The 26,185-nt window shown below is 70.5% G+C and carries 26 protein-coding genes; 8 read left to right on the top strand and 18 right to left on the bottom strand.

The genetic code is table 11. The annotated features are described in order from the left end of the window. Window positions 1-31: 31 nt before the first annotated feature. Window positions 32-1,117: a DUF5937 family protein gene (locus tag AB0B61_RS33875; protein WP_358440651.1), complete on the bottom strand. Its 1,086-nt coding sequence runs from the start codon at window positions 1,115-1,117 to the stop codon at window positions 32-34. Window positions 1,118-1,217: 100 nt separating this feature from the next. On the opposite strand from AB0B61_RS33875, the gene AB0B61_RS33870 reads away from it, so the two are divergent. Further along, window positions 1,218-2,402: an MFS transporter gene (locus AB0B61_RS33870; RefSeq protein WP_358440649.1), complete on the top strand. Its 1,185-nt coding sequence runs from the start codon at window positions 1,218-1,220 to the stop codon at window positions 2,400-2,402. 162 nt (window positions 2,403-2,564) lie between these two features. On the opposite strand, the gene AB0B61_RS33865 is transcribed toward AB0B61_RS33870, so the two are convergent. The 3 genes from AB0B61_RS33865 to AB0B61_RS33855 all read right to left on the bottom strand — a co-directional run bounded on the left by AB0B61_RS33865 (window position 2,565) and on the right by AB0B61_RS33855 (window position 7,431). Further along, window positions 2,565-3,182 carry an SRPBCC family protein gene (locus AB0B61_RS33865; RefSeq protein WP_358440647.1) on the bottom strand — a complete coding sequence of 206 codons (618 nt, stop codon included), beginning with the start codon at window positions 3,180-3,182 and terminating at the stop codon, window positions 2,565-2,567. Then, entirely contained in the window at window positions 3,179-3,538 is a 360-nt protein-coding gene (locus AB0B61_RS33860) for a metalloregulator ArsR/SmtB family transcription factor (protein WP_358440644.1), read from the bottom strand. Before AB0B61_RS33860 ends, AB0B61_RS33865 begins: the two co-directional genes overlap by 4 nt. A gap of 110 nt (window positions 3,539-3,648) precedes the next feature. Beyond that, window positions 3,649-7,431 carry a S8 family serine peptidase gene (locus tag AB0B61_RS33855; protein ID WP_358440642.1) on the bottom strand — a complete coding sequence of 1,261 codons (3,783 nt, stop codon included), beginning with the start codon at window positions 7,429-7,431 and terminating at the stop codon, window positions 3,649-3,651. Window positions 7,432-7,770: 339 nt separating this feature from the next. On the opposite strand from AB0B61_RS33855, the gene AB0B61_RS33850 reads away from it, so the two are divergent. Beyond that, complete coding sequence (locus tag AB0B61_RS33850; protein ID WP_358440640.1) at window positions 7,771-8,607, top strand: pentapeptide repeat-containing protein; 837 nt, start codon at window positions 7,771-7,773, stop codon at window positions 8,605-8,607. Here the strand turns inward: AB0B61_RS33850 and AB0B61_RS33845 are convergent. From AB0B61_RS33845 to AB0B61_RS33835, 3 genes are all read right to left on the bottom strand, one after another. Then, window positions 8,543-11,962, bottom strand: coding sequence for a hypothetical protein (locus tag AB0B61_RS33845; protein ID WP_358440638.1), 3,420 nt, complete (start codon window positions 11,960-11,962; stop codon window positions 8,543-8,545). The two genes, AB0B61_RS33850 and AB0B61_RS33845, sit on opposite strands and share 65 nt — an antisense overlap. 70 nt (window positions 11,963-12,032) lie before the next feature. Then, on the bottom strand, window positions 12,033-12,434 hold the full coding sequence (locus tag AB0B61_RS33840; RefSeq protein ID WP_358440635.1) for a cupin domain-containing protein: 402 nt from the start codon (window positions 12,432-12,434) through the stop codon (window positions 12,033-12,035). An 89-nt stretch (window positions 12,435-12,523) separates the two neighbouring features. Then, on the bottom strand, window positions 12,524-12,886 hold the full coding sequence (locus AB0B61_RS33835) for a GatB/YqeY domain-containing protein (protein WP_358440633.1): 363 nt from the start codon (window positions 12,884-12,886) through the stop codon (window positions 12,524-12,526). A 54-nt stretch (window positions 12,887-12,940) separates the two neighbouring features. Here AB0B61_RS33835 and AB0B61_RS33830 point away from each other — a divergent pair, with 54 nt between their 5' ends. Beyond that, the gene (locus tag AB0B61_RS33830) at window positions 12,941-13,564 is read left to right on the top strand and encodes a TetR/AcrR family transcriptional regulator (protein ID WP_358440631.1); all 624 of its coding nucleotides are present in this window, start codon (window positions 12,941-12,943) and stop codon (window positions 13,562-13,564) included. A 133-nt stretch (window positions 13,565-13,697) separates the two neighbouring features. Further along, complete coding sequence (locus tag AB0B61_RS33825; protein ID WP_358440629.1) at window positions 13,698-15,209, top strand: carboxylesterase family protein; 1,512 nt, start codon at window positions 13,698-13,700, stop codon at window positions 15,207-15,209. Between the two features lie 31 nt (window positions 15,210-15,240). Here the strand turns inward: AB0B61_RS33825 and AB0B61_RS33820 are convergent, their stop codons facing one another. The 4 genes from AB0B61_RS33820 to AB0B61_RS33805 all read right to left on the bottom strand — a co-directional run bounded on the left by AB0B61_RS33820 (window position 15,241) and on the right by AB0B61_RS33805 (window position 17,307). Beyond that, entirely contained in the window at window positions 15,241-15,636 is a 396-nt protein-coding gene (locus AB0B61_RS33820) for a VOC family protein (RefSeq protein ID WP_358440626.1), read from the bottom strand. Between the two features lie 70 nt (window positions 15,637-15,706). Further along, complete coding sequence (locus tag AB0B61_RS33815; RefSeq protein ID WP_358440624.1) at window positions 15,707-16,615, bottom strand: helix-turn-helix domain-containing protein; 909 nt, start codon at window positions 16,613-16,615, stop codon at window positions 15,707-15,709. 44 nt (window positions 16,616-16,659) lie between these two features. Continuing rightward, window positions 16,660-17,073, bottom strand: coding sequence for a nuclear transport factor 2 family protein (locus AB0B61_RS33810; protein ID WP_358440621.1), 414 nt, complete (start codon window positions 17,071-17,073; stop codon window positions 16,660-16,662). A gap of 30 nt (window positions 17,074-17,103) precedes the next feature. Continuing rightward, window positions 17,104-17,307: a hypothetical protein gene (locus AB0B61_RS33805; protein ID WP_358440620.1), complete on the bottom strand. Its 204-nt coding sequence runs from the start codon at window positions 17,305-17,307 to the stop codon at window positions 17,104-17,106. Between AB0B61_RS33805 and AB0B61_RS33800 the strand changes: the two genes are divergently transcribed. Beyond that, window positions 17,273-17,671, top strand: coding sequence for an IclR family transcriptional regulator C-terminal domain-containing protein (locus AB0B61_RS33800; RefSeq protein WP_358441053.1), 399 nt, complete (start codon window positions 17,273-17,275; stop codon window positions 17,669-17,671). The two genes, AB0B61_RS33805 and AB0B61_RS33800, sit on opposite strands and share 35 nt — an antisense overlap. Here the strand turns inward: AB0B61_RS33800 and AB0B61_RS33795 are convergent. The 3 genes from AB0B61_RS33795 to AB0B61_RS33785 are packed head-to-tail and all read right to left on the bottom strand — an operon-like array spanning window position 17,557 to window position 19,766. Further along, window positions 17,557-18,417 carry an NAD(P)H-binding protein gene (locus AB0B61_RS33795; protein ID WP_358440617.1) on the bottom strand — a complete coding sequence of 287 codons (861 nt, stop codon included), beginning with the start codon at window positions 18,415-18,417 and terminating at the stop codon, window positions 17,557-17,559. The two genes, AB0B61_RS33800 and AB0B61_RS33795, sit on opposite strands and share 115 nt — an antisense overlap. A 50-nt stretch (window positions 18,418-18,467) precedes the next feature. After that, window positions 18,468-19,412 (bottom strand): CDGSH iron-sulfur domain-containing protein, encoded by a 945-nt coding sequence (locus AB0B61_RS33790; protein ID WP_358440614.1) that lies wholly within the window; start codon window positions 19,410-19,412, stop codon window positions 18,468-18,470. Between the two features lie 54 nt (window positions 19,413-19,466). Next, complete coding sequence (locus AB0B61_RS33785; RefSeq protein ID WP_358440611.1) at window positions 19,467-19,766, bottom strand: antibiotic biosynthesis monooxygenase family protein; 300 nt, start codon at window positions 19,764-19,766, stop codon at window positions 19,467-19,469. Window positions 19,767-19,845: 79 nt separating this feature from the next. Here AB0B61_RS33785 and AB0B61_RS33780 point away from each other — a divergent pair, with 79 nt between their 5' ends. Further along, on the top strand, window positions 19,846-20,418 hold the full coding sequence (locus tag AB0B61_RS33780) for a TetR/AcrR family transcriptional regulator (RefSeq protein WP_358440609.1): 573 nt from the start codon (window positions 19,846-19,848) through the stop codon (window positions 20,416-20,418). A gap of 22 nt (window positions 20,419-20,440) precedes the next feature. Here the strand turns inward: AB0B61_RS33780 and AB0B61_RS33775 are convergent, their stop codons facing one another. The 3 genes from AB0B61_RS33775 to AB0B61_RS33765 form a co-directional block, all read right to left on the bottom strand. Further along, the gene (locus AB0B61_RS33775; protein ID WP_358440606.1) at window positions 20,441-21,658 is read right to left on the bottom strand and encodes a cytochrome P450; all 1,218 of its coding nucleotides are present in this window, start codon (window positions 21,656-21,658) and stop codon (window positions 20,441-20,443) included. Window positions 21,659-21,728: 70 nt separating this feature from the next. Next, window positions 21,729-22,331, bottom strand: a complete 603-nt coding sequence (locus AB0B61_RS33770) for a TetR/AcrR family transcriptional regulator (RefSeq protein WP_358440604.1) — start codon at window positions 22,329-22,331, stop codon at window positions 21,729-21,731. A gap of 278 nt (window positions 22,332-22,609) precedes the next feature. Further along, window positions 22,610-22,990 (bottom strand): helix-turn-helix domain-containing protein, encoded by a 381-nt coding sequence (locus AB0B61_RS33765; RefSeq protein ID WP_358440601.1) that lies wholly within the window; start codon window positions 22,988-22,990, stop codon window positions 22,610-22,612. 126 nt (window positions 22,991-23,116) lie between these two features. On the opposite strand from AB0B61_RS33765, the gene AB0B61_RS33760 reads away from it, so the two are divergent. Together AB0B61_RS33760 and AB0B61_RS33755 are read left to right on the top strand one after the other, a co-directional pair. Then, a complete protein-coding gene (locus AB0B61_RS33760) occupies window positions 23,117-23,521 on the top strand; it encodes a RidA family protein (protein WP_358440598.1) in 405 nt (134 codons plus the stop codon). A gap of 290 nt (window positions 23,522-23,811) precedes the next feature. Further along, window positions 23,812-24,336, top strand: a complete 525-nt coding sequence (locus AB0B61_RS33755; protein WP_358440595.1) for a hypothetical protein — start codon at window positions 23,812-23,814, stop codon at window positions 24,334-24,336. 61 nt (window positions 24,337-24,397) lie between these two features. Here AB0B61_RS33755 and AB0B61_RS33750 read toward each other — a convergent pair whose 3' ends face one another. Further along, entirely contained in the window at window positions 24,398-26,023 is a 1,626-nt protein-coding gene (locus AB0B61_RS33750) for a helix-turn-helix domain-containing protein (RefSeq protein ID WP_358440593.1), read from the bottom strand. Window positions 26,024-26,185 lie beyond the last annotated feature (162 nt).

Raw genomic sequence — 26,185 nt, 5'->3', positions numbered from 1 at the left:
GCTGAGCAAGCCCTGACCGAGGAGCAGCTGCTCAGCGCAGGACGGTGGCCAGCAGGTCTGTGCCCAGCGTCGTCATCTCGGGCAGGTTGAGGGTGTAGTGGATGTAGCGCCCGTGCCGCCGGGTGGTGAGCAGGCCCGCGCGGCGCAGGACGGCGAGGTGGCGGGAGACCTCCGGGGGCGAGAGTTCCCAGGCGTGCGCCAGCTCGCCAGTGGTGTGCGGGCCGCGGGCCAAGGTGCGCAGCAGCCGCAGTCGTACCGGATGTGCGAGTGCCTCCAGCCGGAGGGTGATCGTTTCCAGCGAAACCGGCTCTGACGGACTCGGCTCGGCCACGGGGTACTGCACCACCGGCTGCCACCCAGGCGCGTGGACCACCACCAGGTGCGGGCGGCCGAAGTCACTTGGGATGAAGGTGACGCCGCTGTCGTGGGCGGCGGTCGCGTTGTCCTGCAGCTTGTCCACGATGATGCGCTCGCCGTCCGGTGCCAGGGTGACCGCGCCGGAGACCGAGGCGAGTGCCGCCCCGATGCCCTGGCGCTTCAGCAGGTCGTTCTTCAGGCGCAGGTCGGTGGCCAGTCGCACGGCGACGCCTGTCCAGGCGGCATCGAAGAACGCCTCGGCGCACTGTTCGAAGGTGTGGCGCACCCGCGCCCGCACCGCGGCCGGGTCCGCGAGCAGCCGCTCCGCGAATGCCTCTTGGAGCGCGCCGCGGGCCTGGGCCAGGTCCAGGGCCCGCTCGCGCGCGGTCGCGTCGGCGAGCGGCGACGGCGCGGCGAAGAGGACTCGATTGCTGCCGCACGTGGTGATGAGCGCGGCGGTCACATAGGCCTCGTCGTCGATCCGATCCACATCGTCCAACTCCTCGGCGAGAGTCTGCCGAGGCCGGGCGGGGACCAGGAAATCGGCTCGTGAGGAACGCCAGAGGAACTCCGCCTCCCGCAACCTCTCGGCCAGCTCCGGCGGCATCCCGGACCAGACGTCCCCCGCCCAGCCGGCCAGCCGCGGGTGATGCCCGGGTTCGGCCAGGACATGCAACATCGCGGTCAGCTCGGCCAGCGGGGAGGCGGCGAACCGCAGCCGCTCGGCCGGTAACCCGGTGATGTCGATGCGTACCGTCATCCCCCCATCATCGCTGGTCGGACGGCCGGCGACGGCGCCGGTTGACGATGTCCGTCAACCGACGTGCCGCATCCGGCAGCCCGGCACAACCGTTGGCGCCATGGCAACCACCACCAACATCCATCCCCGCGCCCTCCTCCGAGCCTCCGGAGGCCCCCGCTACGCCGCCGCCCTGGCCGTGGACGCGCTCGGCACCGGCCTGCTGCGGCCCTTTCTGCTGCTCTACGGGGTGATGGTGCTCAGGCTGTCCGCGCCGGTCACCGGCACCGCCATGACAGCCGGTGTCGTCGCGGGTCTCGTATGCATGCCCGGGGTGGGCCGATGGCTGGACCGGGGCGCACGCAGCACGGTCGTGGCGGCGTCGATGCTGGTGCGGGTCCTGGGCGTGGCGCTGTTGCTGGCCACCCCGACGGGGAACGTCTGGCTGTTCGCGACAGCGGCGCTCTTCCTCGGCATCGGCAACCAGGCATGGCCGGCCGCCCACGCCGCCCTCGTGGCCACACTCGCCCACGGCCGGGAACGCGACGCCGCCCTCGCAGGGGGCCGCGCCCTGCGCAACGCCGGCCTGGGCGCCGGCGCACTCCTCGCCACCGCATGCCTGGCGGGCGGCACCACCGCATTGCAGGCGCTGGCAGCCGTCACCGGGTTCGCCTACCTCGCCGCGGCGGCCTTGGCGTGGTCGGTCCATGTGCACGCTCATCCGGCCGATGCCGCGGCCAAGGACAGGGACGACGAGCCCGCACCCCGGATGCGCGCGCTGCTGGCCGCCAACGTGATCTACGTCTTCTGCCTCAACGTCCCCGAAATCGCGCTCCCTCTGGTCCTGGTGACGCAGATGCACGCGTCCCCGGTGTGGTCGGCGGCCATCTTTGTCGCCAACACGGTGCTGGTGGTGACCTTGCAGGTTCCGGTCACCGTCGTGATGTCCCGCTTCCCTCGCCGGTCTGTGCTGGCAATCGCCGGCGTGGTGCTCGCCGTGTCCTACCTCGGCTTCCTCGCGGCCACCTCCCTGGGACACGGCTGGGCTGCCCCGGCCGTCGCCGCGGTGTCCGTGGTCTGCACCCTCGGCGAGATCCTCTACGCGGGCAGCGCCACCGCGCTCGCCACCGACCTCGCCCCGACGCATGTCCTGGGACGCACCCTCGCCCGCTTCCAGCTCTCCACGGGCTTCGGTCTCGCCGTCTCCCCAGCGGTCATCACCGCTCTCGCACCCCACGGCCCGGCTGCCCTCTGGGGCAGCCTCGCCGCCGCGACGCTCCTCTCCGCCTCGGCCGTCGCCCGCTGAGCATGCTCGATCACGAGGCACTACGGAACGGCCGCTACCGCCGAGACCAAGCAAGGAACGCGGCTCAGCGGCTGGTGTCGCCGGGGGCGAGGATGTCGCGACGGGCGATCAGCCGGTCCAGGCAGGTCGCCGCCCGTAGGGAGCGACTCGGACACCGCCTGTTCAGGCCGGCGGGGCGTAGAAGGCGCTGGTGTTGTCGGCGGCGGCCTTCGCCTGGTCGGCGGGCGCGCCCGCCGCCTCATGGGCTTCCCCCCACAGCCGGCTGCACGTCGTGCTGTAGGTACGGCCCTCGTCGCTCCCCTGCCAGGCGATCGGATCGGCGATGGATTCGCCCGCCAGGTGGAGGGCCAAGCCGAGCAGCCCTTGGTCCCAGCCGACGCCCACGGCGCCCGGTCCGAACTGGTCCCACATGTCGGGCGGCGCGGCGGCGGTGTGCCGGAGCTCGAACAGCGTGCGCTCGGCGCTATCGGCGGACAGCCGTACCTCGACCTCGGACAGGCCGGGGGCGTCGCCGAAGACCCAGGTGACCTTGAAGCGGTGCGGCGGCTCGCACTCGAGCACCTTTCCACCGGCGTTGCCTTCGAGCTGGTAGTGGCCGCCGAGCTGCAGGTCCCCCTTGACGGGCAGGAACCAGCGGCTGATGCGCTCCGCGGACGTGCAGGCGTCCCACAGGTCCTCGATGTCGGCGTCGTAGTGGCGGCGCAGCACCACGGTCTTGAGCTCGTCGCCGTCTTCCAGCTGCCGGTGGACGTATTCGATCTGCTTGATGATGTCGATCATGTGTGCTCGTTTCTCGATGATGGGCCGGGAGCGCGGCGTTCCCGCTTGCCTCGCGCCAGCTCGGTGGCCAGCGCGTCCAGCCGCTGCTCCCAGAACCCGCGAAAGCGTTCCAGCCAGACGTCGACCTCCCGCAGCGGCCCGGGCTCGACGGCGTAGAGCCGCCGGGTGCCCTCGGCCCGCACGCTGGCGAACCCGTTGTCCCGCAGCACCCGCAGATGCTGCGAGACGGCCGGTTGGGAGATGCTGTGCTCGCTCTGGATGACCGTGGTGACCTCACCGGAGCTCAGCTCGCCGTCGGCCAGCAGCTCCAGGATCCGGCGCCGGACCGGGTCTCCGAGGACGTCGAATGCATGCACATGACGGAGTATTTCAAGCCAGACTTATATAAGTCAAACCTGGCATTCAAGTTGTCGCCGGGCGGATGGGGCCGGAGGGGGGTGACCCATCCGCCCGGCGGGTCTGTGTGTCACCGTGCCGCATAAGCGCGGATGACCTCCTGGGAGAAGGTGTTACCGTCGACGTCGGCGGCCTTGAGCCGCAGCGAGACGAAGCCCCCGGGCCGCCGGTCCAGCGTGGCCTCGTAGGAGTCCGTGCCGCCCTTCGCGCGCAGGCGGGTCGCCCGCCACGTGGCGCCGTCGTCGTAGGACACCTCCAGGGACACCTCCTTCAGCGCGCTCCGCGCCGCCCCCTCCTGGCGATGGAGGGACACGCCGAGCTTGGCCGAGCGGGCCTGGTTCTTCAGGTCGACGGGCGCGTCGATCCCGGCCAGGATCAGCGGGATCACCGTGGCGACCCCCGCGTCCACATGCTCCGAACTGAACGTCCACACCGACCGGGACCGCGTCGACAGTTTCGCCCAGGTGGCCTCGTTGAGCACGTCGTACTCGATCCGGTACGTGGACTTCTCCGCCGGCAGGGGCACGCTGCCCGAGGGCAGGTAGTTGGTCTGCTGGAGCAGTGTGTCGCCCTGGTAGAGGCGGAAATCGGTTTTCATGCCGTGCTCGAACGTGCTGGTGTAGGTGTCGCCGTAGTTGCCGCTCGCGTCGATGAAGCCCTGCATGGAGACGCGCAGCTTGTCGCCCTCCCTGCGCAGCGGATTGCGCGGGTTGACGCCCGGCAGCAGCGGCTGCTTGAACCAGGTGCGCTCCACCCGCTCCCCCGCCTTGTAACTGCGGAACTCCGGCGACGACAGAGCGATACGCGCAGTGTCCACGTGCGGCCACATCGTGTTGTAGTGCCGCTCGGGACTGCCCGCCGAGGCGCTCCAGCGCAGGTCGGGGTCGGGAGTGAAGTACTGGACCTGGGTACGCGGCGTCTTGGCCAGCGGCCGGTTCGTGGAGATCGACGAGGTGTCCCACGGCTCGAACACGAACCGCGCCTCGTTCACCGTCACGTCGTCGGCGAGCTGGCTGTGATAGCCCGCCTCGGTCCTGGCCAGGGACCGGTCGCGCACCACGTACCGCAGCGAGTCCGGCACCCGGCCCTTCTCGCGCAGGTACAGGTCGTACACGTAAGGGCTGGCCACGATCCCCTTGGCCAGGACGGGCACGGGCAGCCGCCGCAGCCGCTCGACCAGCCTCAGGCCCTCCTCCTGCGTCAGCCGGACGGTCGGGACCGTGAGCTTGACGCCGATGCCGCCCGAGGTGATGTCCGCCCCCGGATGGTCGCTGTAGATCGCCACCATTCTGGCTCCCGCGGCCGCGGCCGCGTTGGACTGGGCCGAGACGGGCACGCCGTCGGTACGGCGGATGACCGCCAGCTTGCCGCGCAGGTCGCGGGCCTTGATCTCCTCGGCCGTGCCGCGTCCGGCGTCGACCGCCGGGAGCAGCGCGGTGCCGTCCAGCTTCGGGTATTCGGTGGCGTAGTCGCTGAAGGAGACCGGGTCGTAGTACTGGGGGTTCAGGTCGAGGCCAGGGCTCGTCAGGGTGATCGCGGGTGCCTCCAGCCGCCAGCGGGTGGCGACGGTGAAGGTGCCCTTGGTGACCTTCTTGGTCGGCTGGATGAACAGCCGCTCCTCGACCTGCCCGCCGGGCGAGATGTTGGTGCCGCCGCGCAGCGCCGTCCCCTTCTCGCCGGCGCGGTACCAGGCGAGCTGCGCCGCGGCGCCCATGTTCCGCTTGGTCTTGTGGTCGGGAGTCCGGATCTCGACCTCGACGGCCTTGCGGGCGTCGAGTACGACCTCGGTGTCCCCGGTGATCTTCATCTCGGGGTCGCCGACGAGGCTCTCGTTCAGTGGCTTGCCCGACGCCGTGCTGTCCTGGGTGGCGGGCATGGTGAAGATGTGGCCGAGTACGGAGTAGGTGCCGGGCTTGACCAGCAGGCAGGTGCCGGTGCCGGACTTCTGCTCGGTGCACGGCTGGGCCGGGTCGCCGGGCAGGACGCGCCCGACCAGGGTGCCTTCGTCCAGGTTCAGCACCGTGAAGCCGCCGCGCGCGTTGCGGCCGTCCCTGGCCACCCCGCGCACCCGCAGCTCGACGCGCCGCTGCTCGACGCTCGCGGTCAGCAGGGTCCGTACGGTGGCGCCGCCGGGAACGCTCGCCGACAGCTCCTCCCGCAGCCGGCCGGGCGGCGCGTCCTTGAGGGTCACCTTCACCTCGGCCTGTCCGGCGGCGGGCACGGTCACCTCGCCGGGTTCGGCGGTGAACGGGCCGCCGGCCTTCAGGTCCAGCTCGACGGGCTCCTTGCCGAGGTTGCGGTACGTCATCGTGACGCTCTTGCCGCCGCCTTCCGCGAGGCCGCCGAAGTTCACCGAACCCGCCGAGGCGACGACGGCGCCCTTCAGCGCCGCGCCGACGTCGATCCGGCCGGTGCCCCGCGCGTCGGCGGGCGTGCCCGGCATGGGCTTGGCGGTCTCCATCAGCAAGGACTTCAGCTCGGGCCCGGTGATGCCGGGCCGGGCCTGCCGCAGCAGCGCCGCGGCGCCCGCGACGTGCGGGCTGGCCATCGAGGTCCCCGACATCGTGACGTAGCCGCCGCCCGCCTTGGCGGCGGTGATCTCCACGCCCGGCGCGGTGACGTCGGGCTTGACCGAGCCGTCCACGTCGATCGGGCCCTTGCTGGAGAAGGCGGCCAGCTGGTCGGCGTGGTCGACCGCGCCGACGGTCAGCGCGTCGGCGGAGTCGCCGGGGGCTCCGACGCAGCCATCGCAGCCGTCGTTGCCCGCCGCCACCACGAACAACGTGCCGTACTGCTGGGACAGCCGCGACACGGCCGAGGAGAGCGGCCCGCCCGCGACGCGGCTGCCCAGGCTCATGTTGACGACCTGCGCGTGCTTCTCCCCCGCCGCCCACTCCATGCCGTCGATGATCCAGGAGAGCTGGCCCTTGCCGTCGCCGCCCAGAACCCGGCCGTTCAGCAGCCCCACCCCGGGCGCCACACCCTTGCGGCGGCCGTCCGAGACGGCACCGGAGCCCGCGATGGTGCTCGCGACGTGGGTGCCGTGGCCGTTGGGGTCGCCGCTCACGCTCTCGCCGGTGAAGTCGCGCTGGTCGGTCACCTTCCCGGTCAGGTCGGCATGGGTGGCGTCGATGCCGGTGTCGAGCACCGCCACGGTCGTGCCCGTGCCGTCGAAGCCGGCCGCCCACGCCTCGGGCGCGCCGATCTGGGGCACGCTGTTCTCCAGCACCGGCTCCACCTTGCGGTCGAGCCAGATCTTCGACACTCCGGCCAAGGGGCTCGCCGCGCGGGCTGCGGTTCCGGCGGCGAGCCCGGCCAGCGCGGCGCCGAAACGGGCCGCGTCATGGGTGGCGATCGACACTCCCGCGCCGCCGATGCTCTCCAGCGTGCGGAGCTGCTTGACGGCCGGGATGGCGGACTTGGCGGTGTTGCCCTCGTAGGTGAGGATGAGCGGGATCGCGGCGTCGTAGCCGTCCTCGGCCAGTTCAGAGACGTCGAACAGCGCCGCGTCGAGACGCTGCGGGACCAGGGCGGCGACGTCGTCGGGGATGACGCTCAGCTGTCCGTCGGCCTCCAGCACCTGGAAGTTCGGTACGGAGCCGTCCGCGCGCGGGGCCGGGGTGATCGTCACCGCCTGATGCCCGCCGTCGACGGCGCGCAGGTGCACCTGGTCGCCGGTGATGAGGGTGATCTCCCCGCCGGTCGTACCCGCCGCGAGCCCGGAGGCCGCGAGTCCGGAGGCCGCGAGTCCGGAGGCGGCCACCTCGGCGCCGGCCCGGGAACCGGGCACCGACAGCGCGGAGACGGCCAGCACCGCCGCGACGGTGGCCACCGCCCTTCGCCCACGCAGCATTGACGACCTCCAGCGAATCGGTAAGAGAAGCTACCGAATTCCTAGTGGTCATGATCTGGCGTTGTCCATGCGAAAGGCATGGCCAGATCCCGACTTGTCGTGAACTCGCCAGCCCTAGAGCTCCCCGACCTCGGCACCACGATCAGCCCGAACAGTGCCAGTATCAGCTCGCTGACACCGTCGAAGACGTCCGGTCGCGAAACGATCTCCACGCCGACGTTGCGTGGCTTCCGATCTGAGAGCGGTGCCGGGCCCCGGAGTGTGGCGCGCCCCCGGATTCTCGGCCGCGGAGCTGGGGTACTGTCGGAAGCCCGGTATCCCAGAAGGAGACTTCTGCTCTTGTCCGAATCCCTGAAAGCCGACTGCGAAAGCTGCTTCGGGCTGTGCTGCGTGGCGCTGCCCTTCGCGGCCTCGGCCGACTTCGCGATCGACAAGGACGCCGGACGGCCGTGCCCCAACCTGGAGGCGGACTTCCGCTGCGGCATCCACCGCGACCTCAGGGAGCGCGGCTTCCCGGGCTGCACGGTCTATGACTGCTTCGGCGCGGGGCAGAAGGTCTCCCAGATCACTTTCGTCGGGCAGGACTGGCGGCGGGCTCCGGAGACGGCCACGCGGATGTTCGCGGTGTTCCCGGTGGTGCGCCAGCTCCACGAGTTGCTGTGGTACCTGACCGAGGCGCTGACCCTCGACCCGGCCCGCGAGCTCCACGACGACCTCCGCGCCGCGCTCGACGAGACCGGCCGTCTCAGCACCGGCGACGCCGACGCCCTCCTGCTCGTGGACGTGCCCGCGCACCGGCAGAGCGTCAACACGCTGCTGCTGCGTACGAGCGAGCTGGTCCGGGGCGAGACCCCGCGCCGGAAGAACCGCAGGGGCGCCGACCTCATCGGGGCCAAGCTCAAGGGCGCCGACCTGCGAGGTGCCGACCTGCGCGGGGCCTACCTCATCGGCGCCGACCTGCGTGGCGCCGACCTGCGGCTGGCCGACCTGATCGGCGCCGACCTCCGAGGCGCCGAGCTCGCCGGCGCCGACCTCACGGGCAGCATCTTCCTCACCCAGCCGCAGCTCAACGCGGCCGGCGGCGACAGCGCCACCAAGCTGCCGTCCGCGCTCACGCGCCCGGCCCACTGGTCGGCCCCGGACCGGCCACGACGGGGTGCCCGGCCGCGCCGATGACGCGCTCCGGCGAGGCGCGTGGCGCTGATACCGGCGCACGTGAGGAGCTGAAGGCGCAGGGCGGCAAGGGGTTCATGTTCGGTACGAGCCGCGCCCATTCCTGCGACTGGGGCACGGAGGCGATGTCGCAGGCATGGCGCAGCGACGCCCCTTCGTCCAGATCCCACCAGCGCACCGTGCCGAGCGCTCCGGTGACGGCCAGGCGCCCATGGCCGGCGGCGAAGCCCAGCGCCCGGATGGAGCCCTGGCGGGTGGACAGGGCGAACAGCTCGCGGCGCCCCTGGACCTGCCAGAGCCGCACCGTGCCGTCGTCGGAGCCGATCGCCAGCATGGTGCCGTCCGCGCTGTAGGCGAGCGCCGTGATCGGCGCGGTGGCGACCATGAGGAGCCGCCGCGAGGCGGGATCGCCGAGCCGCCGCACATAGACGGCCCGGTCCTCGCCTGTCGTCAGCGTCCGCACGCCGGGGTCGAACGCGAGCGAGCCCACCGTCCCGCTCGCCGTCCACTTGTCCACTCTGGCGGCTTGACCCGCGGTGATGTGCCACACCAGGATCTCGTTGCCATAGCCGCCCGCCACGAGATCGCCTTCGGGGTCGACGGCGACACCGTGCTGGTCTGCGGCCCCGGAGTCGAGCCGGTAGAGCTCGGTACGGCGCCGCAGGCTCCAGACCCGTATCCAACCCCTGTCACCGCCGGCCACCAGCAGGTCACCGTCCTTCCCGCCCCTTGCCAGAGCGCGGAGGCGTGAGTACGGCAGGGACAGCTGCTCGCACTGCCCGGTCGCGGCGGCGGGTCCGCCGGAGCGAACGACGCCGTCGGCGCCACCCGTCACCAGACCCCAGGGTCCCCATGCCGCCGCGACCGTCTCCGGCTCGGGACAGCCACGGATCTCCCAGCCCGAGGTGTCCCAGATGGCCCCGGTCGTGTCGGCGGCGGCGCTGACCAGCAGCGTCCCGCTGCGGGGGAAGGCGACCGCGTGCACGGCGCCGCTGTGGCCGCTCAGCTCGGCCAGCCGGCGGCCCGCTGCCACGTCCCACAGCAGGATCCGCTGGTCCTCACCCGCCGTGGCCAGCAGCTGGCCGTCGCCGCGGAAGTCGAGATCCCACGCGGCGCCGCGATGCCCGGTGAGCACCCCCGACGGGTGCCAGTCGGAGGTACGCCAGAGTCGTACGGCACCGTCGTCACCGGCGGCGGCCAGCCGCGTGCCGTCCGGGCTGAAGGCGACGTCGTGCAACGCGTGCGCGCCCGCTTGGAGAGCCGGCGGCGGCCCGCTCTCGCCGTCGGTGCGCCAGAGCCGCAGTCTTCCGTCGTGGCCGGCGGCGGCCAGCAGCGTGCCATCGGGGCTGAACGCGGCACCTTCGATCGCGTCGGACCCCCACGGCGGAGCCGGCAGCGCCCGCAGGTCGCTCGCCCGCCACAGCACGACCCCGGTCCCGGCCACGGCCAGGATCGAGCCCTTCTGATCGAAGGAGAGGCCGCCCATCGCCGTACCGCCCGGTAGCTCGCGCGTCGCCAGCCTCCTGCCGGTCCCGGCGTCCCACATCCGCAGCCGCTTGTCATCGCCCGCCCCGGCGACCAGGCGCCCGTCCGGGCTGACGGCGATGGCGGTGAGGCGGGCGGAGAGGTCTTCCAGCGTATGGGTCACGGTCCGGCGGCGAGCGTCCCACAGCAGGGCGCGGCCACCGTGGTCGACGGTGGCGAGCGTCGAGCCGTCAGCGCTGAAGGACGCCCCCCACAGTGCCGCCCCGTGCCCGGCCAGGCGGCCGGCGAACCCGTCCGCCTGCGTGCTCATCAGCGCGCCGAGCGACTGCGGAGTGCGGTCCTGCTCGACGGCCGCCGCGGCGAGCAGCGCCGCCACCTCCGGCCGGTGCCCGGCCAGCCGGGCCGCCTCGACGGACAGCCGCCCGGCCAGGGAACCGCGTTCCTGCCGGTGCGCCTCCGCCGCCTGCCTGACCGCGACCACCATGCCGACCGCGGTCAGCGCCAGCGTGATTCCCAGGCAGCGGACCAGGCGGCGCAGCCTGCGGTTACGCCGCAGCGTCTCGACTTGCTCGGCCTCACCGCATTGCCGGCTGGCGGTCAGGAAGTCGCACTCGGCGGGGGTGAGGGCGACGGCGAGTGCCGCGTCGGCCCATTCGCGCAGCATGGTCAGCTGGGGACCGCGCATCAGCAGGCCGTCGTCGCGGCCCGCACCTTCCCACGCCTCGGCGGCGTCGGCGAGCTGCCGCCGGATCCGCAGCCCCGTCCGGTCGGCGTCGATCCAGCCTTTCAGCCGGGGCCAGGCGTCGAACAGGACCTCGTGACTGATCTCCACCCATGCGGTGTTGGCCGTCAGCAGCCGGGCCCGGATGAACGCCTCCAGGACGGCCTCGTCCCCGTCGTCGGTCAGTGCCTGGCGGGCCAGCCGGCGGCGGGTGTCGGCCGTCCCGTCGCCGACCTGGATCAGGCGCAGCATCATGTGCCGGGCCACCTGCTGCTGTGCCGGGTCGAGCTCCGCGTACGCCTGCTCCGCCGTGACCTCGATCGCCCCCCGGATGCCGCCGGTACGCTCGTAGCCCGCGACGGTGAGCAGACTGCCGGTCCGCTTCTGCCAGGTCGCCCGCAGAGCATGGGACAGCAGGGGCAGCGCCCCGGCGTCGCAGGCGCCGCTGGTGCGGGCGCCCACGTCGCGCAGCAGCAGCTCGACCAGGCCGGCTTCGATGTCCAGCTGCGCCACGGCGGCCGGCTCGCTGATCGCCTGGCGCAGCTGCCCGGCCGCCATCGGCCCGAGCGGCAGGCAACGCGCCCGCAGCGCCGCCAGCAGCGGCGGGTGGGCCACGCACTGGCCGTAGAAATCGGCGCGTACGCCCAGGACCACCGCGAGACCGGCCGCCGCCCGGTGGCACAGCTCGGCGATGAACGCCTGCCGGGCGGCCTCGTCGCCGCAGAGCGTGAACAGCTCCTCGAACTGGTCGACGATCACCAGCGTGCGCGAGTCGACGCCGCCCAGCTCGCGCATCGGCTGGGCGGTCGGCGTCAGGTACGCCACGCTCGGCCGGCCCGGCCGGCGACCGGGCAGCGCGCCCCGCAGCACGGCCGGCGCCAGACCGGCGCGCAGCAGCGAGGACTTGCCCACTCCCGACGGGCCGATCACGATCGCCGGATGACCCGCCGTATCGGGGTCGGCGAGCAGGGCCACCAGATCGGCCACGGCCCGCTCGCGACCGAAGAACAAGCGCGCGTCCCCGGTGCGGAAGGACGTCAGCCCCGGATAGGGGCACCCGGCAGCGGGCCGGGACCGCGAACGGCCCGTCTCGACCCGCCGCCGCGACTCGGCTCCGAACTCGGCCTCACGAGAATCCGCTGCGTTCGCCACACGGGAAATCTACCGTCACCCAACGTGATGGGAGATGGACTCTTCGTATATCAGGCGGTGCCGGTGGCCATCATGGCTGGGTAACCCGTAGGTGTCGCCGTTCGGCGAGCTCCTCCGCGCTGACCACGGTCAGAACCGGAGTGCCCGGCAGCGCGAACAAGGTCACCACCAGCTGCGACTGCGCGTCCGGAAGGTTGTTGCCGCCCTGGAGGTGGATCACGTCGCCCCCGGGCTCGAACACGGCGTCGCCGGCCTTGAGCACCCGGGGCGGCTGCCCCTCCAGCTCGAAGAGGATCTCGCCCTGGGTCACGTAGCCGAAGATCGGCCCGGGGTGCCGGTGCGGCGGCGCGCCGGGGTCGCCGGGCGGCAGGGTGACCCGGACGGTCCTGGCCTCGGCGCCGGCCGGAATCCGGGCCGCCGCCTCCGGCAGGGTCGCGATCACCTCAACGCCTGAAGGCTGGTGTGCGCTCATGTGTTCCTCCATCTGAACAGGGATTGTCCGGAGTGAGGACAAGACAGCCGCCCCGTTTGTGACAGGCCAACGGGGCGGTCGTGGTGTGTTCAGCCGGTCGGCTTCAGGTACCGGCTCAGCACCTCGGCCTCCGCGCGGAGCCGTTCGGCGTGGCCGTCGCGGCCCAGCCGCTCGTACTCCCGCGCGGCGACCGAGCGCTCCCGCACTTCCTTCTCGAGGATCGACAGCAGATCGGCCTCGGTGAGGAGGCGACGTTCCACGTCGGCGGCGCCCAGGCCGGCGGTCGATCCCGCGAAGTGCTCGTTGTGCTCCGGGGCGCCGGGCGGCGGGGGGTCGACCGCGACGGCTTCGGCGTTCTCGATCGCCGCCAGGGCGGAGCGGAGTGCGGTGATCGCGATGCGGTCGCGGGCCTTGAGAGCGGTTTTCAGATCGTCGCGCAGGTTGGCGCGCATGTGCCGAACTCCTGATCCGGGGTGAAGGTAACAATACGGCTGTACGATAGCGGGGTGCCGCGGGTTGCCGATCATGATCAGCGTCGTGTCCAGATCGCACGGGCATTCCAGCGTCTGCTCGCCGCGGAGGGGTTGGCCGGCGTCTCGTTCTCGCGCGTGGCGGCGGAGGCCGGGGTTTCGGTCGGGCTCATTCAGCACTACTTCGCCGGCAAGGACGAGCTGCTCCGCTTCGCCTACGACGACACCGTGCGTCGCATGAGCGAGCGGGTGGGGGCGCGCGTCCGTGAGGGTTCGGATGCCGGTCTCCAGGTCTCGCAGGTGCTGCTCGACAGTCTCGTCGAGCTGTTGCCGCTGGACGAGGAGCGGGAGATCGAGTATCGCGTCCGGCAGTGCCTTTCGACTCAGGCGCCGCATCACCCCGCTCTCGCCGAGGTCGCCCGGCGGGCGGGTGGTGACCTGCTCGGATACGTCACGATGGCGGTCGAGGACGGCAGGAAGCGCGGCGAGGTCGATTCCGGCGTGGACACCGTGCTCGCCGCCCGCATGATCCTCGCGACCTTGCAGGGCCTGGCCGATCAGGTCGCCCTCTCGGGTGCGGACGCGTTCTCGGCGCGCGACGTGTTGCGCCCGGTCGTCGCCACGGTGTTCGCCGGGCATCATGATCGCTCACTCTCCTGACTGCGGTACTTTTCATCGCAATACGGTCATACTGTTATCGTAGCAATATGACCATATTGCTACGGAGATCAGGTGGGACGGCGCCACTTGGCCGGGAACTCGCGACGCGCACACTGACCACGGAGTTCGCACCATGACCCAGCACGTGACCGTACAGCTGAGCAGCGGTGACATCCGCGGCCGCCGACTTGACGGCCACCTCTCCTTCCGGGGGATTCCTTATGCCGCGGCTCCGATCGGAGACCGGCGATGGCGGCCGCCCGCGCCGGTCGAGCCGTGGTCCGGGGTCCGGGACGCGACCATGCCCGGAAACCCGGCGCCGCAGCTGGCCCAGTCGTTCGCGGACGTCACCTCCGTGGACGAGGACTGTCTGACGCTCGACATCACCGTGCCGGATGCCGCCCAGGGCATCGGCCGCCCGGTGCTGGTATGGCTGCACGGTGGCGGCGGGACGAACGGCAGTGCCGCTGCCTACGAGGCTCAGCGGCTGGCCGTAGCCGGCGACGTCGTCGTCGTGGCGCCGAACTTCCGGCTCGGCGTGTTCGGGTGCTTCGGCTACCCGGGTCTCGCCGGCGGTGGCACCTTCGGTCTGCGGGATCAGCAGGCCGTACTGCGCTGGGTGCGGCGGGAAATCGCGCAATTCGGCGGCGACCCGGGGAATGTGACCCTGGTCGGAGAATCGTACGGGGCCCTCATGATCGCGGCACACCTCGTGTCACCCGCGTCGGCGGGGTTGTTCCACCGAGCGATCCTGCAGAGCCCGTTCTCGGTACTAGGCACGACGCCGACGCACACCTTCATTCCCGGTGTTCCGGCGCTCCCGCCGAGGTGGGCCCCGATGGCCGAACTGGAGCAGTTCGGCGCCGCGGTCGCGGCCGAGCGCGGCTGGGTCACGCCGGGCAGTGATCCCGAGTCGGCGCTCGCGCAGCTCCGGCGGGTCCCGGTGACAGACCTGCTCCAGGCCTCGGACTCCTTCATCCGGCCCGCCTTCGGCGGGATCACCCTGCCTGAGTCGCCCTCGACGGCGATACCCGCCGGACGATTCCACCGGATACCGCTGATGCTGGGTGCCATGCGCGACGAGGCGCGTTTCTTCGTCGGGCTCTTCGCCGACTTCGTCGGCAACCCGGTCACAGCCGAGAGCTACCCGCGGCTGGTGGCCGAGGCGTTCGGTGACTCGGCCGATCAGGTCGCCGCCCGCTACCCTCTCGACGGCTTCCCGACGCCGAGCCTCGCCTGGGCTCAGATCGCCACGGACCGGGCCTGGGCGCGACCGGCCTGGGAGCTGGGCCGCGCCTTCGCCGCGCACACCGGCACCTGGTTCTACGAGTTCGCCGACCGGGCCGCCCCATCGCTCGTGCCGCTCCCGGGGTTCCCGACCGGCGCCCAGCATTCGAGCGCCCTGGCGTACCAATTCGACTTTCCCGGCGGCGGTACGTCGCTGTCGGCGGCACAACGCGAGTTCGCCAACCGGATGAACCAGTACTGGACGACCTTCGCCCGCCACGGTGATCCCGCCCGCGCGGACCTGCCGGACTGGCCCGACGTCAGCACCGGTCACGTTCAATCCCTGGCACCCGAACGGATCGGCGGCACGGACTACGTGGCCGAGCACAGCCTCGACTTCTGGGCACGAATGCCCTGACCTCCGGCGCCCACCCCGGTCCAAGGTCGGCTCAGCGGAGGTCACCGGTGATGATCCACAGGTGGCCGAATGGGTCACGGACGCGGCCCGAGCGCTTTCCGTAGGGCCGGTTCTCGATGGGCACGAGCACCTCGGCGCCGTGGGCGATCATGCGTTCGCCGACCGCGTCCGGGTCGCCGACCTCGATCTCCAGGAGTACCGCGGAGCCGCCGAGGTCGCTTGGTGAGAGCCAGCCCCACGACGAGACGGCCGGCGAGACGCGGAAGGACGAACCGCCGATGCGGTGGTCGACGATGGCGGGCCGTCCATCGTCGCCCTGCGGAGCACGGAACACTTGCTCGGCGCCGAGCGCGTCCTGGTAGAACGCCGACGCGCGGTCCGGGTCGGGCACGATGAGACGAGGGGTAATGCGGATATCTGGCGTCATGTGCCCATGGTGAGGTCGGGTGGGCGTAAGGGTCTTGAACATATGGGAACGAACGCGCCCGCATCGGCTGTCACCTGGACGCGCGCTCCTCGCTCGGCAGCCGGTTGGAGGCGCGCTCCTCGCCCGGTGGCCGGTTGGAGGCACGCTTCTCGCCCGGTGGCCGATCGCGGGCCGGCGAACCCCGTACGGTCAGGCCTTCGGCGCGCAGCCACTCGGTGGGCGTGCACCCGGCCATGGCCCGCCACTCCCGGGTGAGGTGCGCCTGATCGGCGAATCCCGACGCGGCGGCCACCGCCGCCAGACCGTCCCCTCCCCCACCGGCGGCGGCCACGAGCCGGCCCCGGGCGGCCTCGAAGCGGACGAGCCGTTGGTACTCCTTCGGCGTCACCCCGAACTCGGTACGAACCGTACTGCTCAGGTGCCGCCGGGAGCGCCCGAGCAACTGAGCGGCCTCCTGCACCCGGGTGGTCCCGGACAGGACCGCGAGTGTGGCCCGCAGCTCGCGACTGTTGGCACGCTCGCCGTGCCGGGCCAGGCCGGTGAGCAGCGAGCGTTCGACGAGGGCGCGACGTTGCGGCCAGGACCGGCAGGCCGCCAAACGCTCCGGCAGGTCCGCCATCGCCGGGACGACGTCGGCGAGATCGGCGATGTCGCCGGCCAGTGCCGACGAGGGAAGTCCCAGCAGCGCGCCGGCGCCCAGTGGGCTGAGCGTCAACCACACGCCGCGCGTGCACCCCTCTTGCCGCAGCTCGGCCGCGCTCAGATGGAGCCCGGCCACCACCGCCCGGAGCCGTCTGCGTGAGCCGGGCCGCCCGACCCAGGCGATCTCCAGCGGGTCCTCCTCGGGGATCGTGATCGACACCGTGGATGAGGGAAGTCCGCGATGAACGCCGCCCGAGCCCGGCCCGAGATCGTACGCGGCCAGCGTCGCCACGAACGGCGCCAAGGCGGTGGAGATCTGGTCGGCGGGAACGGTCACCTTGTCACACTACGGCGGACAAGCTTCAGGGCGGCTGACCGTGGTCATGAGCTGCCGAGACCCCCGAGGGGCGCTCGCCGCGCGATGATCTTGCGGTGGCTGATCCGCCACCCCTGCTCGCCGTACGAGATGACATCGTCGTAGGTCGCGCTTCCGCAGGTGCCGCCCGCCATGATGGCGATCGCCTTGGACCGGGCGCGCACCCTGCCGTCGGCGAGTTCGGTGAGCACGACGTTGGTCACGTGATGGCCCACGGGGTTGCGCGCGCCCAGTGTGAGCGCGGCGTCCAGAATCGCCGCCACGCCCTCCAGTGATCCGACGCCGTAGTCGGTGGCGTCGTAGACGACGTCGGGGGTGAACAGCTCGTCCAGCCGGTCGAGCTCGCCGTTGTCGAACAGGTGCCCGTGCAGGGAGATCAGCTCTGTGATGGCCGCGCGGTCGTCGGCGCTCAGTGTCATGCTGGTCAGGTTAAGTGGGGAACTCCCCAGTTAGCAACCGACATTACTTCGCTGATCGCGTACGCCATGGGCTTCCAGCTCACCGCGCTCGGCCGGCTGGCCCTCGACCAGGTCGAGGCCCGCTCCCTCGCGCACCCGATCCTGAACGACCTGAGCGAGCGCTACGGCCACACGGTCCACCTCGGAGACCCCCACGACCATCACCGACGCCGCCGCATTCGAAGCCGACCTCACGCTCACCAGGGAGCGGGGCTGGGCCGAGGACGACGGCGAGCGCGAGGACCACATCAACTGCGTGGCACTGCCGGTGTTCGACGCCCCGCGGCAAGGTCACTCACGCCATCTCCATCACCGCCCTGCGCGCGGTCGCGCCGCTGGAGCAACTGCGTGCGCACATCGACACGTTCCGCCAAGCGGCCTACGAGATCTCGAAGAACCTGGGCTGGGGAGGAGACCCCAACGGGCGCCGCCGAGTTCCTCGCATCACTGTTTCACCCAGGGTGTGAACGCCTGGCGGTGGTCGGCGGCGAACTCGGCGAGTGAGCGCGGCGCACGGCCGAGGAGACGCTCGATGTCGTCGCTGACGGCGGCGGCGTGACCGCTCGCGTAGAAGCCGTAGAGCTCGATCAGGCCGTCCACCCGCCAGGGATCCAGTCCGGCGGCGGTCAGCTGGTCGCGGGCCTGTTCCGGTGACAGCGCCGAGTAGCGGACGGTCGAGCCCGCGACAGCACCGAGCTGGCCGGCGATCTCGGCGTGCGTGAGCGATTGTGGTCCGGTGAGTGTGTAGGTCGCGCGGTCGTGCCCGTCGGTGGTCAGCACGTGCGCGGCCACGTCGGCGACGTCACGGGCGTCCACGAACGAGATCGCGGCGTCGCCGGCGGGAGCCGCGAGTGTGCCGGCGCGGATCGCGCCCGCCATGGTGAGCAGGTTCTGGAAGAAGCCATTGGGGGCCAGCACCGTATAGGGCAGGTCACTGGCTCTCAGCGCGGCCAGCCCTTCGGCGTGCGCGTTCAGGAAACGGACGCCTCGCACGTTCTGGTCGAGCCCGGCCGCGGCCAGCAGCACGATCCGCGGCCGATTCCCGCCTCGGACCGCGGCCTCGATCACATTGCGGGCGAACCGCGCCATTCGCGGATGCACCGGCGTGACCAGGAACACCGCGTCGGCGTCCGCGTACGCGGCGACCAGCGTTGACATGTCGTCCAGGTCGGCGGTGACCCACTGGATGCCCGGTTCAGGGGAGGCCGTGGTGCGCGATATGGCACGCGTGGGCACGCCCCGTTCTCGCAGGCCCCGCACCAGCGGTGCGCCGAGGGTGCCCGTGGCCCCAGTGACGACGATCATGGCGGGATCGCTCCGTTCCGTCGAGGAGGACGCCGGCTTCGCCTTACGGCTTACGGCGCGGTTCCTTCGGTGATCCATCGGGCGAAGAGGTCGACCTGCTCGGCGGACCAGGCGCCGTCGCACGGCATGGTGCCCTGGCGGAGCCGGTGCAGGATCGCGTCGGCGTGCTGGGCGACGTCCTCCTGCGACCACAGGTCGAAGGCGAAGCTCATCGATTTGCGGTCCACCTCCCGGAACAGCGGCTTGATGTGGTCGGCGAAACCGACCGGCTCACCAGCTGCCGGAAGCCGAACCTGCGCCGGTTGCGCGGGTGGTGCCAGGGCGGAGACGCGGGAGCCGGGTTTGGCTTCGCACACCCACCACCATTGGGGCACCGGCATGTGCGGCGGCGGTGTGGCGCCGGGCTGGGAGTTCTCCAGTGCGATCCTGGATCCCCATTCGATGTAGCCGGCGAACGCCGCCCGGAACTCCGGGTCGGTGGGCAGCCCGGCATCGTCGGCGGCCTGGCTGATGAGCTGCGCCCATCGGGCTCGCCACTGTTCGGTCAGCGACTTGCCGGCGTGCTCGGCGACCATGTGGTCGTAGCCGCCGTACTGCTCGGTGTAGAGCTTGGGGCCGCCGAACGTCTCGGCGAGCCATGCGGCGACGCGTTCCAGATGGTCCGGCGACATCCGGGCGAACAACGGGCCGAGGAGGTCGTCCTGCGGGACGTACTTCTCGTAGAAGATGTGCGTCATCCGCTTCAGCGCGGGCAGACCGCCGGCCCAGAAGAGCGTGGGGTACTCCGACAGCGGCGGATCGGCGAAGCCCACGTAGTAGTGCATGCCACTGCAGAGCGGCTTGTTTCGTGAGTGGCCGCACCGGCACAGGCTGTAGTGCTCCCGGGAGGCGTCGCCGCCGAGCGGGATGCCGCCGGTGATTCGGTACGGTCCGTCCGTGGACACCTCGATCGCGGGTTCGCGCGGCGCGTCGGGAACCTGGTGGCCGTCGATCATGGCGCGGAGAGCACCGGATGGGCAGGCGGGCCCGTGCCAGTAACTCAGCCGTGTTCATCGGGACCCGAAGCGGATGTCATAGTGCTTCATCTCGTCGATGTCGGAGAAGAAGGGCTTCACCGCGGCGAAGAACGCACCGAACCCGGGGCTGCGGCGGAAACCCTGCTCATGTCCTTCGACGGAGTCCCATTCGATCCGCACCGTGTAGTGCTCGGGCTCCTCGACACCTCGGGCGATCTCGTAAGCCAGACAGTGCGGGTCGGCGTCGAGCACGCTCGACGCCCTCTTGTACGCCTGCTCGAACTCGTCGGCTCGGCCGGCTGGAACCGTATATCGGATGTACTCGATGACCACGATGGAGGCCCCTTTATAGAGTGAGGCAAGGGATTCTTTCGTTACATTACAGCATTGTAATGGAATAGGTGGCGGGATCATGGCGGGAAAGACCGGGCGAACGCGGGACGCCACCATCGACGACCGGATCCTGGCCGTCGCCCGGCGCCATCTGGCCGTGTACGGCTATGAGCGCATGTCGCTGGCCGCCGTCGCCCAGGAGGCGGGTACCAGCCGCCCGGCCCTGTACCGCAGGTGGCCGGGCAAGGCCGAGCTCGCCGCCGCCGCGGTGGCGAGCATGACCGAAGAGACGCAGGCGAATCCGCCGCTGGATCCCTATGCCGCGCTGGTCGCCGAACTGGCCGACTTCCAGCGCGGTGTCTCCCTGCCGGGCCGGCTCTCCCTGGTCGGCACCATGCTGCAGGACACCACCGAACCGGAGGTGCTCGCCCGTTACCGCGCGCGTGTGGTCGCGCCGCGGCGCCGCCGTATCCTCGCCATCCTCCAGTCGGCGCAGCGGAGCGGTCTCATCGACGCCGATGCCGACCTGGAGATCGCCGTCACCATGTGCACCGGCAGCTGGTACGGCCGGGCGCTGGCCGACCCCACCCCGCCGCCCCGCTGGCCGGAGCGCACCGCGGCCCTCATCTGGCACGCCCTCGGCGGCCATTGAACGCCACGTAGGTTCGGAAGCCCTACTTCGTCCCGGCCATGGAGAAGCGCACAGGCATGTGCTTGACGCCGTTGATGAAATCGGATCGCATCCGCTTGACCGGCCCCGCGTGCTCCGCCTCGGGGAAGCGGCGCAGCAGCTCCCTGATCATGCAGTTGATCTGCAGCCGGGCCAGGTTGGCGCCCAGGCAGAAGTGCGGACCGCCGCCGCCGAACGTCATGTGGTCGTTGGGGCTGCGGCGGATGTCGAAGGTGTACGGGTCGGCGAAGACGTCCTCGTCATGGTTGCCGGACATGTAGAACGTCACCACCTTCTCCCCCTCGGCGATCTTCTGGCCGCGGAGTTCGGTGTCGCGCGTGGCCGTACGCCGGAAGTTGTGGATCGAAGAACCCCAGCGCAGGAACTCCTCGGTGGCGCTGCGCCACAGGCCCTCGTCATCGAGGCCGGACGCCAGGTCGCGGTAGCTGTCCGGGTGGAGGATGAGGGCGTTCATGGCGTGGGCGATGAGGTTGCGGGTGGTCTCGTTCCCGGCGACGCAGAGGATCACGAAGAAGGAGTCGATCTCTTCCCTGGTCAGCCTGTCGCCGTCGACCTCCCCCTCCACCAGCGCGGTGAGAATGTCGTCACGCGGGTTGCGGCGGCGGTCGTCGACCAGGCTGTCGCAGTAGGAGAAGATCTCGGCCCCGGCGATCTCGCCGTCCTCGGGCGTCGTGCGGAAGTCGGGATCCTGGAAGCCGACCATGCGGTTGGACCACTCGAAGATCAGGTGGTGGTCCTCCTCGGGGACGCCGATCAGGTCGCAGATCATCTGCAGCGGCAGATATTCGGCCACGTCGGTCACGAACTCGACCTCGCCGTCCCGCTCCCGTACGCCTTCCGCGATCTTCTCGGCCCGCCGTTGGATGGTGCCCCGCAGCCGGGCGATCGTCCTGGGCGTGAAGCCCGCGCTCACCAGCCGGCGGTAACGGGTCTGCTTGGGCGGGTCCATGTTCAGCAGCATCATGCTGGCGATCTCGATGAACTCCGGCGTCTGGGTACGGATGAACGCGGTCCCGATCTCGGTTGACCAGGTCTGTACGTCCCGGCTGATCGCCTTAATGTCATGATATTTCGTGACGGCCCAGAAGCCGGTGTCGTCGGGGACGTCGTGCCAGTGGACGGGCGCGTTCCGGCGAAGGTAGGCGAACTGGTCGTGCGGAACTTCGCGTTCCCACGTTTCTTCGAGCAGGTTGATCCGCATGGGCTCCCTTTCGGCGCGAGAATCTAGGAGTCGAGCAGGTCGAGCGGTCGGGCCCGGGACGTCGAAGGACTCAGGGGTCGGGCAGTCCGAGTAGGTCGCGCAGGCTCTCCACGACGGCTCGCTCCTCGACCGCGGCGGGATCGAGCCGGTGCTGGACCGCGCAGCCGATCAGCACCCCGAGCACGGCCGTGGCCGTCCGCTCCGGCGATCGGCGCAGCGGCACGCCCGCCGTCTCGGCCCAGTCGGACAGCCCGCCGGCGAGCCGGGCACGGATGTCGGCATAACGCCTGGCCAGTGGCTCGGCGATGACGGGATCGCGCGCGCCGTGCAGCCACAGCTCCAGCTCGAGCAGGAGCCATGACGCACCGCGATCCTCGTCCTTAAGGGTCAGCGCTTCGAACAGGGCGGCCAGCCGGTCGTCGAGCTCGGTGATCTCCTCGAACCCGGCGAGCAACTCGGCTGCGGTCTGGTCCTTCCACACCTCCAGCAGCGCGAGCAGCAGCCCTTCCTTGCCGCCGAAGTGGTTGTACAGCGCGCCGGTCGTGCGATCGGCCGCATCGGCCACCGCCTCGGCGGACACCGCGTGAAACCCCTTGCGGGCGAACAGGTCAGCGGCGGCGTCGATCAGCCGGGCCCGGGTCTCGGCTCGCCGCTGATCCTGGGTACGCGCCACTGGGGTGCTCCCGCCTGATATCGGGTCTACTACATATGTTTACCTCTCGATATATATGCCCGAACGAGCGCTAGGTCAACTGCCGGGCGGGCTCGGCCGCCGGCTTTTTGCGCGGGCTGAACAGGAAACAGGACAGGACGGCGACCGCTGGGCTCGACCATCACGTCGTCGTCTGGCCTGGGTGTTCCGCGGGCCCGAGGCGGTGTCGATCACTTCGTCCAGGGCGTCGCGCGAGCAGGGTGTCGCCTCCGGTTCCGCCGCCGGCGCTGACGCGCAGGTCAGGTGGTGAAGTCGCGGCGGGCGGCTTCGATGTGACCGAAGTACAGGTGGGTCCAGTCGCAGATCAAGTCGACCGTCGCTCGCAAGGCCTGGCCCGGCTCGGTGAGGGTGTACTCGACCCGTGGCGGCACGGTGGGGTGCACCTTTCGCTCGGCCAGGCCGTTGCGCTCCAGCATGCGCAGGTTCTGGGTGAGCATCTTGTGACTGATGCCCTCGACCTCGTCCCGCAGCTCGCTGAAGCGCAGGGTGCGCTCACCGAGCGCCTCGATGATCAGCAACGCCCACTTGTTGGCGACATCCGAGAAGATCTCCCGCGCGAGGGAGTCCGCGCGCCGCAGATCCGCTTCATCGGAGGAGTCTCCGAGCTGCTTGGTCACCATCTGGTTCCCCAGTCACTAAAAAGTTCGTTCTTCCACGTCAGCGCACACTCTCCTATAGTTTCTGAGTAACCACAAGAGACCACGGGCGCGGACCCGTGGGATCCCAGAAGATCGATAGGAAATATCATGACCGTCTCGCTGATCAACCCCGATAACCACGTCCAGGTCCCGCTCTACCACCACGTCGCGGTGGCGACGGGTAGCAGGCAGGTCCACATCGCCGGACAAGTCGCCTGGGACGAGAACGGCGAACTCGTGGCACCGGGCGACCTCGCCGGACAGGTCGCCCAGGTCTACCGCAACGTCGCCAAGGCGCTCGACGCGGCAGGAGCGACGTTCCACGACGTCGTCCGCTTCACGTGGTACGCGGCGGGCTGGAAGAGGGAGATGTACGACGCCTTCAAAGCGGGAATCGACCAGGCGGCCCTCGAGTTCGATATCGCCACGCCGCCGGCCGCGCTGATCGGGGTCGAGATCCTCTTCGAGCCCGGCATTCTCGTCGAAGCCGAGGTCACCGCCATCATCGATTAAGGATTCGGAGCAGCTGACCTGCGAGAAGAGGCCAAACAACCCAAGATGCGGCTCCGCGCCGTCCCGCTGTCCGCCGACAGTGTGCGGGCATTGAGGTCACTACATTAAATAGCTGAGCCGCGTATCTTATTATGGCCGGAAGTATCGCAGCTTTCGGCGAAACGCGCAATATATATGACAAAAAAGGGCTAATCACACATTTGGGCAACAATGAGCATTTCTCAGAGGCAGGCGCCCAGTAATGATGAGTCGTGATGTTTCCCCCCAACATCGATTCGACAGGAGCGCCGATGAGAAGACTGCTGACCGCCATCGTCGTCGCGGCGGCCGCCGTCATGTGTCTTTCTCCCTTCCCGGCGGGAGCATCGACACGGATGCTCGGCCCCAGCTCGAACGTCTGCGCGAACGCCCCCATCCCCACCGGTTCGATGCCGACGGCCTACTTCGACTGGTACCAGTGTGGCCAGCCCGGCACCATCTACTACAACGCGAAAACCCTCCAGGTCATCAGTGACACCTCGGCCGGCGGCACGGTGACCACCTGCATCACGCCGCCGCCCCCGGCCGGGTTCTACGCCACGGCGCTGTCCTACTCCTTCAACTGTGAAATCAGCAAGACCCCCAACGGCGTCCTCAACAACCAGCAGACCCTCACCAACATCAACGGTCTGCCCTCCGGCCGCACCCTCATCATCTGCGGCGTCCAGTCGGCGCCGCCCGGCTGGACCGTCGTCGCCGTCGTGCAGACCTACCTGTGCGTGTACCCCCGAGGCGGCGGGATCGGCGACAACGCCGTATCGATCCGCAAGCTCTGAGCCCGAGGCGGTCACCGAGCCTGACACCCCAGCCGAGGAGGTGTCAGGCTCATCTGCCACTTCACGACCCCGGCCGGTACGTGATGAGGACGGGCCGTTCGGTGATCTGGACGGCGTCGCCCGGCCGGACCGGGCCGCTGGAGCCGTCGAGCCGCCACACGGTCCCGGCGCCGGGAACGGCGACGGAGGCCTCCCCCTGGTGCGTCCACCGCAGGACGGCGGCGTGCTCGCCATCCGGCCCCGCGACGATGAGCTCACACTGCCAGACGTTGGCCGGCAGCCCCACGGGCAGCCCCTGCCCGCAGGAGCGGAGCCGGGCGTGGGCCAGCCAGCGCTGCAACTGCTCGACGGCCAGCGCGGCCCGCGTCGGCGCTCCCCCCTCCGCCTGCAGCACGACGGGGATCGCGCTTCCTCCCCAGTTGTAGAAGTACATGCGTTTCAGGTTGAGGTTGGTGGCGTACAGGCCCAGCAGGTAGAAGCGCACCGCGTAGTCGACGGCCCGTTGTTCGTCCAGCGAGCCCTGCAGCGGGATGTCATAGCTCGTCCCGGTGTTCCACAGCGGAGGGTGAATGCCGAGCCGGTGGAACGTCCGGTCGACCAGGTGCAGGATCTCCAGCATCGTCTCCGGGGGATCCGAGGCGCGCCGCTGGTGCAGTTTGATGCCGGCGGCGTCGCAGTAGCGGTAGCCGCCGAGCTCCGCGAAACGCTCCAGCGCCTGCCGGGCGGTGGGGTCCCACAATCGGCCCATGCCGGGGCACACGATGGTCGCGCGCGGATCGGCCCGCCGAATGATCCGCGCGGCGCGACGGGTCATCTCGACCAGCAGCGGGACCCCGCCGGTGAAGAAGCGCTCGTCGTTGCCCATCACCCACAGCTCGTAGGCCTCGATGCGGCCCCGATAGCGGGCGACCAGCGCCCGTACGAGCCGCTCCCAGTCCCCCAGGTCGTCGGGCGCCCCGGCCCGGGACTGGTCCCCGTAAGGGGCGGGGGGCGCCTGCGGCGCCGCCCAGGACGGCGTGCCGCCGAAGACGAAAAGCACGGGTAGTCCGGCCCGCCGCGCGCCCGTCACCAGGCGGTCCAGCGTGATCCAGTCGTACTCTCCGCGGCGGGGCTCGATGCTCGCCCACCGCGTCCCGCTGTCCCACAACCTGACGGCGCCGACCTCGAAGGCGGGCATGGTGCCGGTGTTGGAGTTCATGGTGACGCCGAACATTTTCCTCGGTACGGGCTCGGGTGCCCGTACCCAGCTGGGTCCGGAGATCCACTGCGCCGCCAGTACGGCTTTCCCGGGACCCGCGGCGGGGCCGCTCCCGGCCAGTACAGCGAGCACGGTGACGATGCTGAGGACGCGCATCCATCTCGAAGCTCTGCCGACTCCCGGCCTATGGCCCACGACCTCCTCTTCGTCGAGCGTTCCCGTCTCTTCAGGCGAGTCCTTCTCTCCGCCCGCGGTCACCACCGCCCAGGCCCGAAGCACCTCCTGCAGTTCCTTGGTCCCGGCGCCGCATTCCCGGGCGAAGCGCATCACCACGCCGATGTCGGCGGGCACGCTCTTGCCGCTGCAGTAACGGTGCAGGGTCGAGCGGCTGACGAAGGACGCGGCGGCCAGGTCCTCGTAGCTGCGTCCGCTGCGTTCCTTCAGCCTGCGCAGCAAGAAGGAGAAATCCCGCTCTTTCCGCTCGTCCACCGGACCTCCTCAGCGTTCCCGTGTCCGCCGCCGAAGCATGTCAGACCATCCCAAAGAGCAGATGAACCCGCAGGCCAGAGGGGTCGCCGGCATCCCACCCGTCCCGTTTTCCGCTCTCCCTCTTGGCAGCGTGCCGCGCGCCATGAACAGTTCGCGTCAAGT

It is taken from the genome of Nonomuraea sp. NPDC049158, assembly GCF_040648335.1.
GTDB lineage: Bacteria > Actinomycetota > Actinomycetes > Streptosporangiales > Streptosporangiaceae > Nonomuraea.
This window is presented reverse-complemented; position numbering and strand designations above follow the sequence as displayed.

Bases quoted from the DNA above. Each gene is read 5' to 3' on its own strand.
- AB0B61_RS33855 (WP_358440642.1), bottom strand. From the start codon at position 7,431: ATGCTGCGTGGGCGAAGGGCGGTGGCCACCGTCGCGGCGGTGCTGGCC.
- AB0B61_RS33810 (WP_358440621.1), bottom strand. From the start codon at position 17,073: ATGACACTGAGCGCCGACGACCGCGCGGCCATCACAGAGCTGATCTCC.
- AB0B61_RS33870 (WP_358440649.1), top strand. From the start codon at position 1,218: ATGGCAACCACCACCAACATCCATCCCCGCGCCCTCCTCCGAGCCTCC.
- AB0B61_RS33875 (WP_358440651.1), bottom strand. From the start codon at position 1,117: ATGACGGTACGCATCGACATCACCGGGTTACCGGCCGAGCGGCTGCGG.
- AB0B61_RS33780 (WP_358440609.1), top strand. From the start codon at position 19,846: ATGGCGGGAAAGACCGGGCGAACGCGGGACGCCACCATCGACGACCGG.
- AB0B61_RS33820 (WP_358440626.1), bottom strand. From the start codon at position 15,636: ATGACGCCAGATATCCGCATTACCCCTCGTCTCATCGTGCCCGACCCG.
- AB0B61_RS33865 (WP_358440647.1), bottom strand. From the start codon at position 3,182: ATGATCGACATCATCAAGCAGATCGAATACGTCCACCGGCAGCTGGAA.
- AB0B61_RS33795 (WP_358440617.1), bottom strand. From the start codon at position 18,417: ATGATCGTCGTCACTGGGGCCACGGGCACCCTCGGCGCACCGCTGGTG.
- AB0B61_RS33825 (WP_358440629.1), top strand. From the start codon at position 13,698: ATGACCCAGCACGTGACCGTACAGCTGAGCAGCGGTGACATCCGCGGC.
- AB0B61_RS33775 (WP_358440606.1), bottom strand. From the start codon at position 21,658: ATGCGGATCAACCTGCTCGAAGAAACGTGGGAACGCGAAGTTCCGCAC.
- AB0B61_RS33760 (WP_358440598.1), top strand. From the start codon at position 23,117: ATGACCGTCTCGCTGATCAACCCCGATAACCACGTCCAGGTCCCGCTC.
- AB0B61_RS33790 (WP_358440614.1), bottom strand. From the start codon at position 19,412: ATGATCGACGGCCACCAGGTTCCCGACGCGCCGCGCGAACCCGCGATC.
- AB0B61_RS33765 (WP_358440601.1), bottom strand. From the start codon at position 22,990: ATGGTGACCAAGCAGCTCGGAGACTCCTCCGATGAAGCGGATCTGCGG.
- AB0B61_RS33835 (WP_358440633.1), bottom strand. From the start codon at position 12,886: ATGCGCGCCAACCTGCGCGACGATCTGAAAACCGCTCTCAAGGCCCGC.
- AB0B61_RS33755 (WP_358440595.1), top strand. From the start codon at position 23,812: ATGAGAAGACTGCTGACCGCCATCGTCGTCGCGGCGGCCGCCGTCATG.
- AB0B61_RS33840 (WP_358440635.1), bottom strand. From the start codon at position 12,434: ATGAGCGCACACCAGCCTTCAGGCGTTGAGGTGATCGCGACCCTGCCG.